The sequence below is a fragment of the Bradyrhizobium sp. HKCCYLRH2015 genome, from assembly GCF_051168215.1.
Lineage (GTDB): Bacteria > Pseudomonadota > Alphaproteobacteria > Rhizobiales > Xanthobacteraceae > Bradyrhizobium.
This window is the reverse complement of record NZ_JBNPUO010000003.1, coordinates 307,396-328,102: the sequence shown is the minus strand read 5'-3', so window position 1 is coordinate 328,102 and position 20,707 is coordinate 307,396. Positions and strand designations below refer to the sequence as shown.

13 protein-coding genes are annotated in these 20,707 nt (G+C 64.5%); 2 read left to right on the top strand and 11 right to left on the bottom strand.

Annotated features, from left to right (window positions below):
• Positions 1-23: 23 nt before the first annotated feature.
• The 8 genes from ACQR1H_RS09495 to ACQR1H_RS09460 form a co-directional block, all read right to left on the bottom strand.
• Complete coding sequence (locus tag ACQR1H_RS09495; protein ID WP_316182845.1) at positions 24-293, bottom strand: GlsB/YeaQ/YmgE family stress response membrane protein; 270 nt, start codon at positions 291-293, stop codon at positions 24-26.
• A 124-nt stretch (positions 294-417) separates the two neighbouring features.
• On the bottom strand, positions 418-1,401 hold the full coding sequence (locus ACQR1H_RS09490; protein WP_434890285.1) for an ABC transporter ATP-binding protein: 984 nt from the start codon (positions 1,399-1,401) through the stop codon (positions 418-420).
• Between the two features lie 235 nt (positions 1,402-1,636).
• On the bottom strand, positions 1,637-3,049 hold the full coding sequence (locus ACQR1H_RS09485) for an amidase (RefSeq protein WP_434898479.1): 1,413 nt from the start codon (positions 3,047-3,049) through the stop codon (positions 1,637-1,639).
• A complete protein-coding gene (locus ACQR1H_RS09480; RefSeq protein ID WP_434898478.1) occupies positions 3,046-3,243 on the bottom strand; it encodes a hypothetical protein in 198 nt (65 codons plus the stop codon). The genes ACQR1H_RS09485 and ACQR1H_RS09480 overlap by 4 nt, the downstream gene beginning before the upstream one ends.
• Before the next feature lie 29 nt (positions 3,244-3,272).
• Positions 3,273-4,322, bottom strand: a complete 1,050-nt coding sequence (locus tag ACQR1H_RS09475) for an ABC transporter ATP-binding protein (RefSeq protein WP_434898477.1) — start codon at positions 4,320-4,322, stop codon at positions 3,273-3,275.
• 223 nt (positions 4,323-4,545) lie between these two features.
• Positions 4,546-5,448, bottom strand: a complete 903-nt coding sequence (locus ACQR1H_RS09470) for an ABC transporter permease (RefSeq protein ID WP_315805219.1) — start codon at positions 5,446-5,448, stop codon at positions 4,546-4,548.
• 2 nt (positions 5,449-5,450) lie between these two features.
• Positions 5,451-6,404, bottom strand: coding sequence for an ABC transporter permease (locus tag ACQR1H_RS09465; RefSeq protein ID WP_315805220.1), 954 nt, complete (start codon positions 6,402-6,404; stop codon positions 5,451-5,453).
• A 169-nt stretch (positions 6,405-6,573) separates the two neighbouring features.
• Positions 6,574-8,193: an ABC transporter substrate-binding protein gene (locus tag ACQR1H_RS09460; RefSeq protein ID WP_434873503.1), complete on the bottom strand. Its 1,620-nt coding sequence runs from the start codon at positions 8,191-8,193 to the stop codon at positions 6,574-6,576.
• A gap of 247 nt (positions 8,194-8,440) precedes the next feature.
• Here ACQR1H_RS09460 and ACQR1H_RS09455 point away from each other — a divergent pair, with 247 nt between their 5' ends.
• Positions 8,441-10,036: an ABC transporter substrate-binding protein gene (locus ACQR1H_RS09455; protein ID WP_434907467.1), complete on the top strand. Its 1,596-nt coding sequence runs from the start codon at positions 8,441-8,443 to the stop codon at positions 10,034-10,036.
• An 81-nt stretch (positions 10,037-10,117) separates the two neighbouring features.
• Here the strand turns inward: ACQR1H_RS09455 and ACQR1H_RS09450 are convergent, their stop codons facing one another.
• On the bottom strand, positions 10,118-11,173 hold the full coding sequence (locus tag ACQR1H_RS09450) for a hypothetical protein (protein WP_434873501.1): 1,056 nt from the start codon (positions 11,171-11,173) through the stop codon (positions 10,118-10,120).
• A 45-nt stretch (positions 11,174-11,218) separates the two neighbouring features.
• Between ACQR1H_RS09450 and ACQR1H_RS09445 the strand changes: the two genes are divergently transcribed.
• On the top strand, positions 11,219-11,614 hold the full coding sequence (locus ACQR1H_RS09445; RefSeq protein ID WP_315805224.1) for a hypothetical protein: 396 nt from the start codon (positions 11,219-11,221) through the stop codon (positions 11,612-11,614).
• A 59-nt stretch (positions 11,615-11,673) separates the two neighbouring features.
• Here the strand turns inward: ACQR1H_RS09445 and ACQR1H_RS09440 are convergent, their stop codons facing one another.
• Both ACQR1H_RS09440 and ACQR1H_RS09435 read right to left on the bottom strand, forming a co-directional pair.
• Positions 11,674-13,899: a CHASE2 domain-containing protein gene (locus ACQR1H_RS09440; protein ID WP_434890280.1), complete on the bottom strand. Its 2,226-nt coding sequence runs from the start codon at positions 13,897-13,899 to the stop codon at positions 11,674-11,676.
• 47 nt (positions 13,900-13,946) lie between these two features.
• The gene (locus ACQR1H_RS09435; RefSeq protein ID WP_434907466.1) at positions 13,947-20,258 is read right to left on the bottom strand and encodes an Npun_F0296 family exosortase-dependent surface protein; all 6,312 of its coding nucleotides are present in this window, start codon (positions 20,256-20,258) and stop codon (positions 13,947-13,949) included.
• Between the last annotated feature and the right edge of the window lie 449 nt (positions 20,259-20,707).

Here is a 20,707-nt window from a genome sequence, read left to right as displayed (position 1 = left end):
TCAGCCGCGCAGGATCGCGAGCCCTAGAGCCGCCCGCCGGTCCGCACCAGCCGCACCACCAGCAGGAGAATGATGGCGCCGAGCGCGGAATAGACGATTTCCGACACGAGGCCGGTCCCGATCCGGATTCCGAGCCGCGGGAAGATCAGGCTCGCGACCAAGGCGCCGAGCACCCCGATCACGATGTCGCCGACCAGGCCGAAGCCGGTGCCGCGGACGATCTTGCCGGCCAGCCAGCCAGCGATCAGACCGACAAACAGGATGACCAAGATACCTTCGTTCGATACGTGCATGGCATGTCCTCAACCGGCGCGGCCGATCGAGGGCGCGCATTGCCGCACCTTAGCGAGGCGACCGCGACGCTTCGACACGCGATGCACAGTTCCGGCCTGGGAATGGAGCGTTTCGGGCCAACCGTTACGTTGCCGCCACACTTGCCGAAGCTTCCGCGAGGATGCAGCGCGCCAGCCGCTGCGGGCCGAGCGCGACGTTCGGCGGCGGCGCCTCCGCGCAGCGCGGCTGCGCCAGGCCGCAGCGCGGTGCGAACGAGCAGCTCCGCGGCGCCTGGTCGAGCGAGGGCGGCGTGCCCGGGATGGTCTGCAGCCGCTCGCCGCGTTTTGCGCCGTGAATGGTCGAAGCCAGCAGGCCCCGGGCATAGGGGTGCACGGGCTGACGGACGATATCGCGCAAGCTGCCCTGCTCCACGATCTCTCCGGCATACATCACGGCAACGCGGTCGCAGATCTCGATGGCGACGCCGATGTCGTGGGTGACAAAGATGACGGACATGCCGAACTCGCGCTGCAGTTCGCGCAGCAGCAGCAGGATCTGGATCTGGACAGTGGCGTCGAGCGCGGTGGTGGGCTCGTCGGCGAGCAGCACCTTCGGCCGGCACGCCAGCGCCAGCGCGATCATCGCGCGCTGCCGCATGCCACCGGACATCTCGTGCGGGTAGGACTCCAGCCGCCGCTTGGCCGAGGGAATGCGGACGACGTCGAGCATCTCCAGCGCCCGCGCGGAGGCTTCCGCGTAGCTCTTGCCCTCGTGGCGCATCACGGTCTCGGCGATCTGCCGGCCGATCGTATAGACCGGATCGAGCGCCAGCCCCGGCTCCTGGAAGATCATCGACACCGAGCGGCCGCGAAACTGCGACAGCTCGTCATCGCTCATCGCCAGCACGTCGCGGCCCAGCACCTTGACGTGGCCTGCGATCTGCGTGCGCTTCTTCGGCAACAACCGCATCAGCGCCCGCATCGTCACGCTCTTGCCCGAGCCGGACTCGCCGAGCAGCCCGAGCACCTCGCCATCGCCGAGCGACAGGCTGACATCGTTCACCGCATGCACGGTGCGCTCGCCGGTGAAGCGGATGGTGAGGTTGTCGATCTCGACGAGGTTGGTCATGGCAATCTGATCCTGACAAACTCGGTGTCGTCCCGGGCAAGCACGGCGGCGCAACGCGCCGTCGCGCGCCGACCCGGGACCCATACTCCCGATCCACAATTGCGGCACCATCGCCACTCCGAGCCATCGCAAAACGACGGCCGGTGGCTATGGATCCCGGCTCTGCGCCTGCCGTCGCTGCGCGACGTCAGGCTTGGCCGGGACGACACCGAATGTGAGGAGCGAGCGCTACGCTTCATGGCAGCGTCGGCACCCTGGCGTGGAAATCCGTCGCGCGCTGGAACGCGGCGCCGATGGTCAGGATGGTGGCTTCATCGAAGGAGCGGCCGATCAATTGCATGCCGACCGGAAGTCCCGTCGACGTGAAGCCGGTCGGGATCGCCAGCGACGGCAGGCCGAGATAGTTCACCGGGCGCGTGAAGCGGGTGATGCGCTGGATCACGGCTTCCGCGCCGGGCGCGCCGCCGACATCGCTGTCGGCGATCGACGGCGTCACCAGCGGCGACACCGGCGCGATCACGGCATCGACGCCGGAGGTTGCCGCGACATGCGCCGCCAGGGCCGCACCGCGCCAGCGCAACGCTTCGAGATAGGCGACGCCGGAGACGGCGAGCGCGTTCTGCAGCCGCATCAGCACCTGCGGGCCATAGTCCTGCGGACGCTCGATCATCCAGCGCTTATGGAAGGCCGCCGCTTCGACCGCGAGCACGAGCTGGCAGGCTGCGGTGAGCTGGCGCTGATCCGGCAGCTCGACCTGAACCACATCGGCACCCTCGGTCTTCAGCACCGCGATGGTCGCATCGAGACAGCGCGCCACCTCAGGATCGAGGTCGTCGACATAGAACGCCTTGGGCACACCGATCCTGAGACCCTTGATCGAGGCCTGGGTGGCGGCGACATAGTCCGACACGGGCGCCGCGCTGGCGGTGGGATCCTCCGGATCGGGACCAGCCATCAGCCCGAGCATCAGCGCACAATCCTCCGCCGTCTGCGCCAGCGGCCCGACCGTGTCGAGCGATTGCGACAGCGGCATCGCACCGGCGCGGCTGACGCGGCCCCAGGTCACCTTCAGGCCGGTGACGCCGCAGAAATTCGCGGGCATGCGGATCGAGCCGCCGGTGTCGGAGCCGAGCGCCGCAAACGTCAGGCGCGCGCCGACCGCCGAGCCGGAGCCGGACGACGAGCCGCCGGTGACGTAGCCGAGCTTCCAGGGATTGTGCACCGGACCGTAATGCGCGTTGTGCCCGGTCGGGCCGTAGGCGAATTCGGCCATCTGCAAGGTGCCGAGCCGGATCGAACCGGCATCCTTCAGCCGCTGCAGCGCGGTCGAGGTCGTCGTTGCGACGAAGTCGCGCCGGATCAGCGAGCCGCAGGTCGAGATGTGGCCGGCCTCGTAATACATGTCCTTGTGCGCGAGCGGAACGCCGTGCAGCGGACCCTTGGGGCCGTCCTTGGCAAGCGCGGCATCGGCCTCGGCGGCGGCCTTCAGCGCCGGCTCGGACTCGATCGCCATGAAGGCGTTCAGCTTCGGCTGCCACTGCGCAATGCGATGCAGACAGGAGCGCGTCACCTCGACCGAAGAGAGCTTCCTGTCCGCGATCGCCTTCGCGACGTCCATCAGGGTCATCAAGCCAGGTTCGGTGCTCATCGGCCCACCTTCAGCGTCTGCGCCACGACATAGCTCGCCGGCTCCAGGTCGAACGGCAGCGTGCCGGCAACGGCCGCGAAGTTGTCGAACGCCGGTCCGATCGAGTCGGCGATCCGGGTTGCAACCTCCTTGTCGATCGGCAGGCCGGAGGCCTCCGCGATGGCACTGACTTGCTGGGGCGTGGGTCTGGTCATTGACGCTTCTCGCTGCTGGTGTCCGCTCGTCAGGCGGCCGGCGCCCGGCTGTGTCCCGAGCCGGGGATCGCCATGTGGCAGGCGGCCTGATGTCCCATTGTATCCAGCTCCGTCAGTCTTGGCGCGACATTCGCGCATGGCGCCTCGGCGAACGGGCAGCGGGTGTGGAAGCGGCAGCCGGAAGGCGGATCGATCGGGTTCGGCGGATCGCCCGAGATCGGCGGCACCTCGGTGCGCCGGTCGGGATCGGAGGACGGCATCGCAGCGAGCAGCGCGCGCGTGTAGGGATGCGCGGGCTTGGCCCAGACCTGCTCGACGGGGCCGAGCTCGACCACCTCGCCGAGATACATCACCAGCACGCGGTCGGAGATGTAGTTGATGACGTTGAGGTCGTGGCTGATGAACAGATAGGTCAAGCCGAACTCGCGCTTCAGGTCCATCAGCAGGTTCAGCACCTGCGCCTCGACCGACTTGTCGAGCGCCGACACCGCCTCATCGAGGATGACGAGCCGTGGCGAGAGAGCCAGCGCGCGCGCGATGTTGACACGCTGGCGCTGACCGCCGGAGATCTCGTGCGGATAGCGGTTGGCGAAGGTTGCGGGCCGCAGCCCGACCTTGCCGAGCAGATCGCGGGCAAGCGCGCGCGCCGCGCCATCCGCCATGCCATGCACCTTCGGCCCGAACGCGATCGACTCCTCGATCGTCAGTCGCGGATTGAGCGAAGCATAGGAGTCCTGGAACACCATCTGCATGCCGCGGCGCAGCTCGCGCAGGGACATCTCTTGGCCGACCTGCCGGCCGTCGAAGATGATCTCGCCGGCATCGCGGTCCATCAGATGCATCAGGAGCCGCGCCGTCGTCGACTTGCCACAGCCGGACTCGCCGACGATGCCGACCGTCTCGCCCTTGCCGATCGCGAACGAGACATCATCGACCGCGCGCACCGTCTTGCGCGCGCCGAACAGGCCACCGCGCACCGGGAAGTGCTTCGTGAGCCCATCAACGCGCAGCAATGGCTGCGCCTTGCCGCCGAGATCCTCGATCGGGGCAAGACCCATGACAGCTGTTGCTTCACTCATAGCGATAGACCCAGGTAGGTGCGGCAGATGCCGCTGCGCTCCCTCTCCCCGTTCTTACGGGGAGAGGGTTGGGGTGAGGGGCAGCCGCACGGGAAGTGTATGTGGTGAGACCTGTACCCCCTCACCCGGATCGCATCTTGCGATGCGATCCGACCTCTCCCCGCAGGCGGGGAGAGGTGCACTGCCGATGCCGTTCGACCGTTGTTTAAAATGGCCATGCCCATCAGCTCCGGATATCCATCGCACTGCGCAGGCCGTCGCTCAGCAGATTGAAGCAGATCGAGACCGCGAAGATCATCACGCCGGGCAGCGCCGCCACCCAGGGGTTGACGTAGATCGCGGTACGCAAGGTGTTCAGCATCAGGCCCCATTCCGGCTCCGGCGGCTTGGTACCGAGGCCGAGGAAGGAGAGACCGGCGGCGAGGATCATCGACACCGAGATCAGGCCGGTCGCGTAGACGAAGATCGGCCCGAGCACATTGCCGAGCATATGCGCGCGCATGATCGTGAAGGCATTCGCGCCGGAGGCCCGCGCAGCCTCGACAAAGTCGCGGTTTCGCACGCCCGTGGTGACGCTCTCGGCGACGCGGGTGATCTGCGGCACGAACACGATGGTCAAGGAGACGATGGAGTTGGTGATGCCGGCGCCGAGTGCGCCGGAGATCGCGATCGCCAGCAGCACCGAGGGGAACGCGTAGAACACATCGATGGTGCGCATGATCGCGGTGTTGACCCAGCCGCCGACATAGCCGGCGACGAGGCCCAGCATGGTGCCGATGCCGAACGCGAGAATGACCGGCGAGATGCCGATCAGCAGCGACAGCCGGCCGCCATAGATCAGCCGCGCCAGCATGTCGCGTCCCAGCTCGTCGGTCCCGAGCGGATAGTTCGGCGTGCCGATGTGGCGCAGGCGCCGGATCATCGAGCCCTGGTAGGGATCGGCGAGATGCAGATACGGCGCCGATAGCGCCGAGAGAAAGATCAGCAGCAGGATCGCGACGCAGACCATGCTGACCTTGTCGCGGACGATCCGGCGACCGACGGTCGCCCAATAGCCGCGTGCGTTCGCGACCGGCGCGGCCTGCAGCGAGGCGTCGTCGATGGCGCCGGGGGGACTGACGCTCATCGTTAGCCTCGCTTGATGCGCGGATCGATCGCGGCCTGCGCGATGTCGACCACGAGATTGAGGATGACGAAGAACATCGCCAGCACCAGGATCGTGCCCTGCAAGAGCGGAAGGTCACGCTGGAAGATCGCCGAGTTCAACAGCAGGCCCGAGCCGGGCCAAGAGAACACCGTCTCGATCAGGATCGAGCCGCCCAGCATGTAGCCGAGCTGCAGGCCCATGACCGCCAGCGCGGTCGGCGCGGCGTTCTTCAGCACATGGCGGAACACCTGGGTTTCGCGCAGGCCCTTCGCGCGCAACGCCTCGACGAAATCCTGGCTGAGGATGTCGCCGGTCAGCGCGCGCACGGTGCGGGTGATGATGCCCATCGGAATCACCGATGTTGTGATCGCGGGCAGGACCAGGAAGCGGATATGGGCCCAGTCCCACGACCATGCGCCCGAACCGGACGGACCGGCGCCGACCGCGGGCAGCCAGTTCAGCTCGACCGAGAAGATGATGACAAGCACCATGCCGAGCCAGTAATGCGGCACCGACACGCCGGCGATCGCGATCGAGGTCGCGACCTTGTCGATCCAGCTGTCGCGGAAATAGCCGGCGACGAGGCCGAAGAACAGGCCGAGCGAGAAGCCGATGATGGCCGCTGCGATCGCCAGGGTCACGGTGTTGGACACCGCGCGCAGCACCTCGGCGAGCACGGGCCGGCCGGTCGCGATCGAGCTGCCGAGATCGCCATTGACGGCGCGCCACAGCCACAGCCCGAACTGCACCGGCAGCGGCTTGTCGAAGCCGTAGGCGACGCGCAGCTGCTGCGCGAGCTCCTGCGACGCGTCGGCCGGCAGCACCGCGACGAGCGGATCACCGGGCGTGATGTGAACGAGCATGAAGCAGACCAGCGCTACGCCGATGATGATCGGGATCGCATAGACCATCCGCCTGGCAGCATAAGAAAGCACGAGTCACCTATTGAAGGTCTATCGATCGTCATGCCCGGGCTTGACCCGCCTGCGCGGCCGAAGCCGCTTCGGCGCGGCGAAGGCCCGGGCATCCACACCGCTCCCTCCGCGGGTCAAGCATGGATGGCCGGGTCAAGCCCGGCCATGACGAGGAGTTGAGGATGGAGCCTTAAGGCTCCACCGAGATCGGCGAGAAGTCGATGAACCAGCTCTTCGGCTGAACCACGCCTTTCACCTTCGGGCTCATCGCGCGCGGACCGACGTCATGCGCCACGTAGAGGAACGCGGCGTCATCGACCGAAGCCGCATGCAGCTCCGCCAGCGCCTTGTCGCGCTCGGCCGGATCGAAGGTCTGGCGCGCCTTCTTCACCAGCTCATCGAACTTCGGATTGTTGATGAAGCCCCAATTGTTGGAGACGGGAGGCGCCATCGACGACTGCAGGAAGCGCACCAGCGCGAAGAACGGATCCATCGCAGCATAGGTCACGTTGGTGGCATTGGCGCCGTTGGCGGACGGATCCTTGGCGCCGCGCCGCCAGTTGGTGAACAGCGTATTCCACTCGATGACGTCGAGCTTGACGTCGAAATAGCACTCCGCCAGCGCCTGCTGCAGGTATTCGTTCATCGGCAGCGGCTGCATCTGGCCCGAGCCCGACGCCGAGGTCTGGATCTTGACCTCGAGCTTCTTGTTCGGCCCGAAGCCCGCCTCCTGCATCAGCTTCTGCGCGGCCGCCTTGTCGTATTTGATCTCGAAGGTGACGTTGCCGCGCCAGGGATGGCCCTTCTCGAACGTGCCGGTCGCCGGCACCATCAGGCCGGCAAGCAGCCCGTCGCGCAGACCCTCGCGATCGACGCAGAGATTGGCGGCTTTGCGGACGCGGATGTCGTTCCACGGCGAGCCTTCGATGCGCGAGAACTGCCACGGCCAGACATGCGGCTGCTCATTGGCGTAGAGCTTGAAGCCGCGCTGCTTGATCTCGGGCAGCGCATCAGGCGCCGGCGCCTCGACCCAGTCGACCTGGCCGGACAGCAGCGCCGCGGTGCGCGCGTTCGCCTCCGGCATCGGCAGCAGGATCATCTTGTCGGACTTGGGAATGCGTGCCTTGTCCCAGTAGGCCTCGTTCCTGACGAGCTCCAGCCGCTCGCGCGGCGTGAACTTCGCCATCTTCCACGGACCGGTGCCTGAGGCGTCCTTGGCGAAGGCGGCCCAGGCGGCTTGCGACTTCGCCTTGTCGTCGGCGCCGGTTGCGGACTCATACAGCTTCTGCCACTTCGTCGGGCTCGCCATGAACAGATTGGTGAGGTTGATCGGCAGGAAGCTGTCCGGCTCCTTGGTCGTCAGCTCGACGGTGAGATCGTCGATCTTGCGTGCCGACGCCAAGGTCGGCATGCGCGAGGCGGTGACGCCGACCTGGCTCGGATCGAACTGCGGCGCGTCCTGCTTCAGCACCTTCTCGACGTTCCACACCACGGCGTCGGCATTGAACGGCGCGCCGTCATGGAAGGTGACGCCGGGACGCAGCTTGAACGTCCACTTGGTCTTGTCGGCATCGTCGACCTTCCACTCGGTGGCGAGACCGGGGATGACGACGCTCGGCTTGTCCGCCGACGACAGATCCCACATCGTCAGCGCGTCGTACATCGTGAGGCCGGTGAAACGGTTGCCCTCGAAGCCCTGATCGGGCTGGCCGAGCGTCCGCGGAATGTCTGCCGCAGTCATGCCGATGCGCAGCACCGATTCCGCGCCGGCCGTTGCCGGTAGCGCGAGGACCGCTACGGTCGTCATCATCGCGGCCGCAACGGCTGCATGTTTGTCGATTGAAGTCGCAATACGCGAGAGCACGATCTTATCTCCGATCAGCTGGCTAAATTCTGTGCAGCGTTATGCAACGGCTATGCCAGCGCTGCGCCGGACCGTCGCCCTGCGACGCGAGGTCACAACGTTTGTACTCAAATGATCCGTTTTGAGCTTTGGCACCCGGATTGCAGGATTTTGGCATCGAATTTGATCCGGGTCCCCACGGAGCTTCATCCTGATGCGTACTAGATTGTCCCTGCTCGCCACGGCGCTTGCCCTCGGCCTCTCCATGGTTGCCGCGCGCGCCGAAACCGTCCTGCGTTACGGCATCTCGATGGCGGACATTCCGCTGACGACGGGCCAGCCCGATCGCGGCGCCGGCGCCTATCAGTTTACCGGCTACACGATCTATGATCCGCTAGTGGCCTGGGACATGAGCGTCGCCGACAAACCGGGCAAGCTCGTTCCGGGCCTCGCCAGCGAATGGAAGGTCGACGACGCCGACAAGACGAAGTGGCGCTTCGCCCTGCGCAAGGGCGTCAAGTTCCACGACGGCAGCGACTTCAATGCCGACGCGGTGATCTGGAATCTGGACAAGGTGCTCAACGATAAGGCACCGCAGTTCGACAAGCGGCAGAGCGCGCAGGTGAAGACGCGGCTTCCGTCGGTGGCGAGCTACGCCAAGATCGACGACTCCACAGTGGAGATCACGACCAAGACGGTCGACTCGTTCTTCCCCTATCAGATGCTGTGGTTCCTGATTTCGAGCCCGGCGCAATACGAGAAGCTCGGCAAGGACTGGGACAAGTTCGCCAGCCAGCCCTCGGGCACCGGTCCATTCAAGCTGACCAAGCTGGTGCCGCGCGAGTTGGCCGAGCTCACGAAGAATTCCGAATATTGGAACAAGGATCGCATCCCGAAGACGGACAAGCTCGTGCTGGTGCCGATGCCCGAGGCGCTGACGCGCACCAACGCGCTGCTGGCCGGCCAAGTCGATCTGATCGAAACGCCGGCGCCCGACGCCGTGCCGCAGCTCAAGGCCGCCGGCATGAAGCTGGTCGACAACGTCACGCCGCACGTCTGGAACTATCATCTCAGCGTACTGCCGGGATCGCCCTGGACCGACATCCGGCTGCGCAAGGCGCTCAACCTCGCGATCAATCGCGACGAGGTGGTCGGTCTGATGAACGGCCTGGCGAAGCCCGCCAAGGGCCAGGTCGACCCGTCGAGCCCGTGGTTCGGCAAGCCCACCTTCGACCTGAAATATGATCTCGCCGCAGCAAAGAAGCTGGTCGAGGATGCCGGCTACTCCAAGGACAAACCGCTGAAGACGACCTTCATCATCGCACAGGGCGGCACGGGCCAGATGCTGTCGCTGCCGATGAACGAATATCTGCAGCAGAGCTTCAAGGAGATCGGCATCGACATCGACTTCAAGGTCGTCGAGCTGGAGACGCTGTACACGCATTGGCGCAAGGGCGCCGCCGACGAGATGAACGCCGGCATCACCGCCAACAACATCGCCTATGTGACCTCCGATCCGCTCTACGCGATCGTGCGCTTCTTCGCCTCCGACCAGATCGCGCCTACCGGCGTCAACTGGGGCGGCTACAAGAACCCGAAGGTCGATGCGCTGATCAGCGAGGCGAAGCAGACCTTCGATCCGGCGAAGCAGGACGAGCTGATCGCACAGGCGCATGCGCTGGTCGTCGACGATGCCGCGCTGGTGTGGGTCGTCCATGACACCAACCCGCACGCGCTGTCGCCCAAAGTGAAGAAGTTCGTGCAGGCCCAGCACTGGTTCCAGGACCTGACCACGATCGGCGTGGAGTAGCGGTTCGGCGCCGGTTGCCGCGCACTCGCAAAGAAGCCCGGCCGTCTGCCGGGCTTCTTCTTCAGCACAACAGCCAATATGTCATTTGCCGACGACGAACGCGCCCGAGTCAAATTTGTATGATGCTTGGAGAAAGCCGCCGTACCGCTCGTAGCTGAATGTCGTGGGCGATCCCGGGACGCCCGGGAATTGCGTGGTCCCGGATGTCGTCCGAGCGTACCAATAGCGCCCCCCGAGACCGACGCTGAAGTTTCTCGTCACGTCGTAAGACACGATACCTTCGAGCTGATAGCCCCAGCCGTTTCCGGACTGCGGAAGCGGATTGATGTCGGGCCGCAGCCAATGATTATCGAATCCGCTCAGCCGGACATAGGGCAGAACGGCGCCATCGAGGGTGACGTTCCAGTTCTGACCCAGATGGAAGACGCCGTTCAACCCCACACGAAGCGAGTCCCAGTTCTCGGTCTTGCTGAGCACCAGCACGCCTCCGGCAACCGGAGCGAGACCACAGATGAACGGGTTGGTCGCGACCTGAGTACATCCGTACGCGTTGACGGTCTCATAGAAATGGTTGTAGCCGATGAAGGCGCCGACCTTGAACGCAGGCCCTCTCCAGAAATTGTAGCCGGCGTCGATCGTGCCGTACCACAGCCTGCCGCTGTTCACGTCGCTGACCGTGTTTGAGTATGGAATGACTGCCGGCGGATAGTCTTCGTCGTTGAGCGTGCCGCTGAAGATGTTTCCGCCGCCAGCAAAGCCCTTGGCGAAGAAGCCGACATTGTGATCGACCCTGGCGAAGCCTTCGCCGGCATGGCTGTTGAGATTCTTGTAGGTCAGCTGGGAATTGATCTGGCCTGCGACGAAAGGATCACCCAGCGTGTAACGGGTACGGCCCGAACTGTAGAAATAGCGAGCGCCGACCTCGAACTCCCACAGCGAAACCGGCGCCGGCGGCGCCTTGACCGGAAGATCCGCAGCGGACACCCCGCTGGCCCCAAGCACACACGCTGCCGCCGCGATGAGGCTGCCCCAGTGTGGCCGAGTGAAACGATATGGCGGAGCGAAACGCTTGACTGGCCCCCATGCCGGCTTCTCCTTCATTGGAGCAGCCGCACTTGTATCCTCGAAAGACTGCATCAATGCCCCCCATTTGCAGCATTTTGCCACCTTAAGTGGTTCATTATGGTATTGCACGTCTATAACGAGTACAATCCGACGCACATGCTCCCGAATCTTTCCTATCCCGCTGTTGCAGCCGCGCAACAAACGCCAAGCGCTCGACATCTGCTGGATCGCGCCGACGCCGTGCCGATCCTGCAGCGCCGGAGGCGCTTTCGTTCAGTCAAACTCGTTGTCGTCACGCTCGCGCTTGCCGGCAACATCGCGGTGGTGGACGCGCAGACATCCTCCACGAAGCCTGGCAACGTCGTCGCGCCATCGCCGCTGGCGCACGAGGGAGGCAAGCCACCGCGTATCAAACGGAGCCTTCCGCCGTCGCGTCCCGCCCGCCACGCTCCCGGCACGGAGAAACGCAGCACGCGTTGCCCGCCCTATTCGGCCTATGTGATCTGCAATTGATTACCATCGTCGCCGCGCCATGCCCGTCAGCGCGGCCGGGTCCATCCTTCGACGGATTGCTACTTCGTCAACAGCGCGTAGGCGCCGTTCCAATCCTCGGGCGGCGGATCGACCCGATAGTGGCGGATGCGCGCCTCGTAGAGATCGTAGAGCTTAGCCAGCTCCTTCGCCTCGTCCTTCCTCCGCCCTCGTTCGATTGCAGCCAGCGCCTCGTCCCAGTCGCAGTTGCGATAGGCGGCCAGCATCTCGATGGTGAGGTTGCGCAGCAGCTGGAAGCGCTCGGAATGCATCACGTCCTCGCGGCCGGTGATGGCATAGATCACCTCCGGCTCGGTCTTGCCCTTCACCATGATGAAGTCAAGCTCGAGGATGGCGAGCCTGTCCTTGACTGCCATGGCCGTCGCCGAGCCGACGATGATCGGGAAGCCGTATTCCTTGGATTGTCCTTCGAGGCGGGAGGCGAGGTTGACGCTGTCGCCGAGCGCCGAATAGTTGAACTTCAGATCGGAGCCCATGTTGCCGACCACGCCGATGCCGGTGTTGAGGCCGATGCCGACCTTGAGCGGAATGTAGACGTGGCCGCCATGCGCGGCCTCCTGCTCGCGCTCGCCGTTCACCCGGTCGATCCGGTCGAGCATGTCGAGCGCGGCTTCGCAGGCGTTGATCTGATGGTCCTTGTCGGCGAGCGGCGCGTTCCAGAACGCCATGATGGCGTCGCCCATATATTTGTCGACATAGCCCTTGCGGGCGATGATGGCGTCGGTGAGCGGCGTCAGGAACCGGTTCATGAGCTGGGTCAAGCCTTGCGGATCGTGCTTGTAGCTCTCCGAGATCGTGGTGAAACCGCGCACGTCCGAGAACATGACCGTGATCTCGCGCTCCTCGCCGCCGAGCTTGGGCGGCGAGTCCGCCAACTGCTCGACCAGAACGGGCGACAGATATTGCCCGAACACGGAGCGCATCTGCCGGCGCTGCTCCTGCTCGCGGACGAAATTGGCGAAGATCAGCGTCAGGTAGACCGCGGTTGTCGACAGCATCGGATAGGTGAAGTCGATCATCAGCCGGTGCTGGGTGTAGAAGTACCAGGAGAGGCCGAGCAGCGCGCTCGCGAACAGTCCCCCAACCATCACCAGGGTGATGGCGCCGAGCTGCGGCGCGAACACAATGACGAGAAAACCGAGCAGGACGGCCCCAAGGAACTCGACCACAACGCCCCAATAAGGCCGTGTCAGAATTGAGCCTGTCAGCACCGACTCCAGCACCTGGGCGTGTACCTCGACGCCCGGCATGGCCGAGTACACCGGAGTGGTCTTGATGTCGTTCAACCCGATGGCGGACGGGCCGATCAGGATCAGCTTCCGCGCAATCTTCTCCGGTGACACGCGGCCTTCGAGCACGTCGATGGCAGAGACATAGATGGATGGATCATGATTGGCGTAGTGCACCCAGATCTTGCCGTTGCCGTCGGTCGGAATCTGAAACCCACGCAGGCCAAGGCTGGTGATGCCGCCCTCCTCAGCCTTGACGAACACCGTGTCCGTGGCGGTCAGAACCCGCAGCATCTCGAAGCTCAGCGCCAGCATCGTGACGTCCTGTGCCCGCATGATCATCGGCACCCGGCGGATGATGCCGTCGCGCTCGGGCGGGATCGTGAACAGGCCACGCCCCGCCGCCGCATGCTCGATCACCGGCACGTTGCGCAGCAGCCCAGGAAACGGCTCCATGAACGGGATCGGGTCACCCAGCATCGCAAAGCCGGTCACGGGCAGTGTCTTGTCCAGATCGGTGCGCTTCTCGAGGCTGGCCGTCTCACCGAGCACGATGCGCGATCTTCGCAAGGCCTCGGCGAACACCTGATCGTTTGACGGCAACGCCTTCAGCTTCTCGCGTGTCACCTCATCCAGACCGGGGAAGGTATCCGCCGCGATAGCCGGATTGAGCCGGTCCGGCTCGGCAAACACGACGTCGAAGGCGATGACAAGGGCGCCGAGCTGGGTCAGTTTCTCGATGATCTCGGCGATGCGCGTCCGCGGCCATGGCCACTGGCCGAGCTTGGGATCAGCGAGGCTCTTCTCGTCGATGTCGACAATGGTGACCGGGCGAACCGTCTTGGGCCGCGGACTGAGCGCCTGGAAATTATCGAAGGTACGAAGACGCAACTCCTGCACCAGGGCCGGATCAGCGACGCGCAGCGCCGCGAACGCGACCAGCAGCAGCAGGCAGATCAGGCGCGCATAGCCAAACCTGCGTGCAAACCACCGGGGAACTGCTCTCAATCGCTTCATGCAGCAACCGATATCACACCGTGGCCTGCAGCCCGAACGCCGCGGACTCAGACCAGGTGAAAGCCGTCGTGATGCGCCTTGAATTGATCCAGCGTCACGCCCTTGAGCGTGAGCGTATCATGCGCCGCATCGGTGATGACGGTGTCGTGGCCGTTGTTGGCCGACTGCGCGGCGGCCACCATCGCGTCCACGCTGGCGAACAGCGAATGATCGAGCTCGACGATGTCCTTGTTGAGATCGAAATCGCCGATCGTGGCGCTGCCGAAATGCGGATTGAAGACGAAGGTGTCGTTACCGCCCTTGCCGAAGATCGTGACACCGCCGCCGACATTGACGAAATTGTCGTTCTGATCGGTGCCGTTGATCGTCGAGGCGCTGTTGCCGGCCAACGTGACGGTCAGTGCCTTGCTCGCAGTGCCGCCGTGGCCGTCGCTGACCTCCGCCTGATAGGTCACGGTCAGCGTGTCGCCGGGATTGAGGAAATCCAGGTTCACGTCGGCCGGATGATACGTCCAGTGCAGGACATCGGCACCGCCATCGGATGTCGCGCTGTCGAAGGTGATCGCGTGGGCATCGGCCAGCGCCTGGACATGGGCATTCGAGGGCAGGCTGAGAGAGCCATTGTATTTGATCACGCCATTGTCGTGCACCGAAGCGGTCAGCGTGTCGCCGACATCCTTGTCGAGCACCGTCAAGGTGCCGGACATGTCGCTCGCCAATTTCACCGGCTGATCGGCGATGGTGCCCGCCGAGACGTTGTCGAGCTCGAACGCATTCTGGCTGCTGGCGAGCACCACCTTGTTGAACGGCGACAGCCCGAGAAACTCGACATAGCCGTTCGAGGCCAGCGACGCCTGCCCGCCATTGGCGAGCAGCGGCGCGACGTCGCTGCCCGAGTAGGACGCCACCAGCTTGTTGCCGTTGTAGAACGAGATGCTGTTGTAGCTGTCGACCGACCCCCAATACAGCCCGAAGCTGTTCTTGACGCTGTCGAAGGTGATCGTCTCCTGGGCTTGGCTGCCGATGCTGAGATAGTTGGTCTTGTCCGCCCCGTCGACCATGTAGGGCGCCGCGGATACCGGCGACGAGCCGTGCACGATTCCCGCATTGCCGGAGGCCGTGAACGTCGCGTGCAGCGCCTCGCTGTAGAAGCTGCCGTGGCCGCGTCCGTTGTCGGAGATCGCGCCTTCCGACACGTGATCGAACGTCTCGGTGGGCATGCCCTCCGTGTTCGTTTTGGCGGAGCTCGCCAGCACCCTCGCCTGCTCTGCCAAGATGACAGTCTGGACCGGCGGGTTCGTCTCACCGGTGATGACGGGCGCATCCTCGGCACCATTGACGGTGATGGTGACGGGCACCTCGACCACGCCGCCATGGCCGTCATCGATGGCAACCGTGTAGGTCAGCGTCACGTGCTGGCCGACGCCGAGGTAGTCGAACGCCTTGTCGCCGGCAGCGAAGCTCCAAGCCTGCGACCCCGCACCCTTGCCGGATTCGGTGAGCGCGCCGAGCGACAGCCAGCTCTTGAGCACGGACATGTCCGACGGCAGGCCGCCGTCGTTACCCGAGGTCGCGACGTCGCCGATCACCTTCAGGACATGCGTGTCGGTGATATCAGCGTCCGTGAAAGTGATGGTGCCGCTCGCGGTGTCGGGCAGGTCCGATCCTGACTTGGCCGTGCGCTCCGCGATGACGGCCGCCTGCGCATCGCTCGTCACGACCGGCAGATCGTTGGCGCCCGTGATGGTGACGACGATCGTCGACGTCGCGGTCCCGCCTTCATGATGATCGTCGAGCGTCACCGTGGTGGTGACCTTGATGGTCTGCCCGGCGCCAAGAAAATCGAGCTTGCCGTCGGCGATGGCATAGGTCCAGCCGACCTTGCCATTGTTGGCATTGCCGCCCTGGCTCAGTTGCAGCGCCTGCTCGAACGCGGCGATCTGCTCCGGCGTGAGCTGGCTGGACAAGTCGGTGTGCCCATCGGCCGCGACCCATGTCACGCTCTGCGCATGAGGCAGGATCGACGCTGTCGGGCGATCGGTAAGGTCAACGTCGCTGAAATGAATGGTCCCGGTGACGCTTTGCAGATCAGACGAGCCCGTCTGAGCCCCCGTTTCGGTCAACGCACCCGGCTTGCCGGGATCTGTAACCACCGGCACGTCGTCCTTGGCCGTCACCGTGATCAACGTCCCGCCATTGGCGTCTTTGCTGCCGGCGAAATGCAAGTCGCTGAAATCGCCGACGAGGGTCAGAGCGATGCTGTGCCCTTCGCCGTCGATGACGGTGAGCACGCCCGTGTCAGCATCATAGGACGCCGTCGTCGCGTCACTCCATTTGATCGTCTGGAGATCGATCTTGTCGTCTGCTCCGAGGCCGGCGAGTTTGGCGGAGAAGCTGGCGCCGTCGATGACGATCTCGCTGCTGCCTTCGCTGCTGAAGTCGATGACCTGGTCGACGTGGCCATCGACGGTCAGCGTCGCGCCGGCATCCACCTTGATCAGCCCCGAGCCGGTGACATCCCCGTTGATCTCGAACGTCCCGGCCGTGATCTCGATCGTGCCGTCGTTGTAGATGGTTCCGCTGAGTCCGCTCGCGCCGCTCGCTGTGATCGTCCCATAGATATAGAGACTGCCATCACCGCTCACCGCAGTGCCGGCGAGATCGAGCGTCGCACCGAGATCGACGGTCATTTTGCCGACATTGTCGATGTCCACGCCCGAAAGGGTCACGACATCGTGGCCGGCAATCTCCAACGTGCCGGCGATCCGAATGTCCAACGTGCCGCCGGTGATCGTCGTGCTTCCATCGAGCACCAGGGTCGACGCCACCGGGACCACACCGTCCTCATCGATGATGATCTGGCCGCCGGTGTTGTCGATGGTGACATTGTCGAAGGTCGTCGCCGCCTCGGTCTCGACATGCACGATGCCGTGGTTGATGAGATCGCCGCCGGTGATCGTGCTGTGCTCGATCAGCAGCAGCGCGGCTTCGTCCACCTGGACCGTGCCGAAATTGTCGACGGTGACGCCGACCAGGGTGGCGCTCTCCTCTGCGGCGACCTCGAGCCTCGACCCGTCGCCGATCGTGACGTCGACGCCGGTCAACGACGCGCCACCCTGGACGGTGAGGATGGCCGTCATCTCCGCGAGCGGACCGGTCTCGCCGATCAATAGCGCGCCGCCCGCGACGGCGCTGCCGTCGATCGTGCTGTCGCCATCGACGGAGACCGTCCCGTCGTTGCTGACAGCGCCGCCGGCGATGCTCGTGCCGGACAGAGACAACGCGCTGCTCACCGCAATAGTGATCGCGGCGGCGCTCGCATTCGTGATCGTCTCGTCTTCGAACGTATTGCCGCTGCCGGACACGGCGACGATGCCGGAATTGTCGAGCGTGCCGCCGATCAGCGCGGCTGCGCCGGTCAGGGCGACGGTTCCACCGGACTCATTGGTCAGCGTGCCGCCGCTGATGCGCGCCTGCGAGAGGGTCAGCGTCGCGCCGTCTTCGACCGTGATCGTACCGTCGGTATTGTCGACGCTGGTGTCGTCGTCGAGCGCGAGCGCGCCATCCGGCTTGATGTCGATCAGGCCGGCGTTCGTGACGATCTCGTTCGAGATGGCATTTCCGGCGCCAGACACATCGATCGTACCGAAATTGGTCAGTTCGCCATTGCTGATCTCGGCCCCGTCTTTCAGGGCGAGCAGGCCGTTGGCTTGCGGTGGCGTCTGCCCACCTTCGTCCAGCGTGCCGATATTCTGAACGATCGGCACGCCATCGATCAGGATGGTGCCGCCGTCGATGCTGCCGCCGTCGAGTGTCAGGGTGGCGCCCAGGTCGACCCTGATCAAGCCGGAGCTGTCCTGATCGGCATTCGCGACGTTGCCATGCACGGTCAGCGTGCCAGCCGACAGCTCGACCGTCCCGGTGTTGATGATGCTGGCCGCAGCCCCGAATACGCCGCCGCCATCCAGCACCACAGCGCCGGCATTGTGCAGCTCGCTCTGGTCCAGCATCTGCGCCGAACCATTCACCGTAATCGTGGCGCCCGAGAAGTTAACGATGCGAGAGTCGGCCTTGGCCGTCAGCGCGCCGCCGATCGTCAGCAAGCCGTGATTGTCGAGTTCGGGGACGGCGCCGCCGCCAAAGTCATTCAGCGTGACCGATTTGGCGGAGGCGTAGGCGCCGTCATCGATCCTCACCGGGAAGGCCGGCGTCAGGCCGTGCAGCTGATCGGTGATGATGATGACGTCATCATCGGCGGTCGGAGCCAGACCGGTTGCCCAGTTCGCGCCGTCGCTCCACAGATGAACCTGCCCGCCGCTGCTCTCGCCAGGCTGCGTCGTGGCAATCCAGACCACCGCCGGATCGTCGGTGCCGGTGATCGTGACCGTGACCGTCTGCGTCGATGTCGCGCCTTGCGAGTCCGTCACGGTCACCGTGTAGGTGAGCGTCAGCGTCTGGCCTGCGGGGATGAAATCCGCGACGTAGACCGGCAGGTTGGCGAAGCTCCAATTGATCTTGCCGGTGCCGCTCCCGGTGCTGTCGGAGGCCAGTGATGCCGTCAGCGCCTGTTCGAACAGCGCCAGTGGGGCCGGCGGAATGCTGCCGCCGCCTTCCAGAACCGCGCCGGTCAGCTTGGCCGAGACGGTATGGCTGTCGGTGAGGTCGACATCCTTGAAGGTCAGCGTGCCCGAGGTCGGATCGTCCGAGGTCAGCGGCCCGCCGGGCACGCTGGTGCCGCCCTCGAACGCGATCGTCTGCACGGTTGCGACGATCTCGGGCTTGTCATTGGTGCCCGTCACCGTGATCGTGATCGGCACCACGGTGAATTCATTGGACGGCGCGAAATTGTTGTCGACGCGTACGAGGTAGGTCAGCGTAAGCGTCTCGCCGGCCGCCAGAAAGTCGAAGTAGTTGTCGGGAACGCTGTAGGTCAGCGTCGCCGTGCCATAGTTCTTGTTGTTCGGATCTGGCGTGACCGCGATCTTCACGGCCGTCGCCATGACGTCCTGCAGTTGCAGGGCGTTCAACGAGCCCGTGACATCAGTCTGCTGCGCACTCTTGTAGGCATAGGACTTGAAGCTCACCGACACCGTCGGCCGGTCGATGCCGTTGATGTCGACGAAATTGATGCGGCTGAGAACGGTGTCGAGATCGGTGCCGTTCCCGGTCTGACCGGCACGCTCCATCAATCCGAAGGCCGTCGTCAGCCGGCCGCCGGCATCGAGAATCCTGACGTCCGGCGGACCTGGGATGTGCGACGGCTGCTCGCCGGTCTGGCCAGTCCCGGTCGTCGGGCCGGTGTCGTCGACCACGCGAACCACCGGCGTTGCGCTGGTGCCGTTGGGCAAGGTCAGCGGCGTCAGCGTCTGCGGCACCCCGATATCGGTGAAGTGGGTGTTCGACTTCGGATTGGTGTTGTCGGTGAACTTGATCGAGAAGACGTCGTTGATGAGCTTCTGGATGTCCGGCGTGAGCGGGACAGCGCTCTGATTCACGATTCCGTTGCTGATCTGGATCTGCTGTCCGGCCTGATTCACCACAGCGATCGGCTGCAGCGTCGTCTTGTCGAACAGGACGTAGGAGCCGGTGTGGCCATCGGGCTCGACCAACACCTGGAACTTGGCATCGGGCAGACTGCCCTGCCCCGGCACTGTGAAATCGATCTCGACCAGCACCGCCGTGCCGCGAATGCCCATGGTCGCCACGGGCGTGTCGACCTTCATGTCGCCGTGCTTGGCGGTCTCGCCGGCCACGAACGAGATCGTGCCGGCGACGAGGCTGATCAGCGAGGAATTGTTCGACCCGTTGGGGTCGTACACCATCTCATTCAGCACCATCCGCGCATTGGACGACAGGCCGAACACGGTGCCGTCGATGAAGGTGATGCCGAGCGTCGAATCCGATCCGGACTGGACGACGTCGCCCTTCTCGACGTTGTCGCCGTTGTGCAGGAGAATCGAAACGCCGTTGCGGATGACCGTCGCGGTGCCCTGCAGCTTGGTCACATGGCCGATGACCTTGCTCACACTCGCAGCCGCCCCGGCCTGGCTGACCTGCACCGCGCCGGAGAGCGCATTGACGAGGTCGCCGGTCAGATGCGCACCATCGGGTGACGCCAGGGGCGCCCGTTTCTCGCCCTTGAAATAGTCCGGCAGCACCATCTCGCGCCCATCGGACGAGAGGATCAGGTCGAGGCCGGAGCGCTTGAAATCGGCGTTGAACAGAAAATGCGCGTCCGGAACGACGATCGCGTCCGTCGGCGCATGGGCGTGCGGCGCCTCCAGCCGCACGTGACCGTGCGAGGAGGCGCCCCGGCCGTCGGAGAAAAGCGCGGCGTCAGAATTGCCAGCGTAATTCACGGGGCCACCGACTATGGTTAATGAATACATAAGAATGAGTGTTCAAGGCGTGCATATCACTGGCAAGTGTCTGGCGGAACCACCTTCAGCTTGTGCTTCAGGTGGCCAAAAACGGCGGCTTCCGCAGGATCGCTACGATGTTGTCGAGTTTCTGTCCTCTTTACAGCTGGCTCCGGGCGGAACCGGCCAAGTCAAAATTCATGTCTCTCCAGAAAATAGAAGTAATTCCAAGTATTCATAGACCAGCCAATACCTTTGCCGACATCGACATCCGCACCGGCTTACCCCTGACAACGGATTTCAAGTGCAGGACTGTGGGTGGGAGAACAAGAATCGACCAATTGCATCAATTTGGCGGGAGCGGCGGCTGAGTTCAAAGCACAACTTCACCGCGAACCCTTCCGACCTTCGCGACCATCGCTCAGCTTTCGCTAGGATTTGTCGCATCG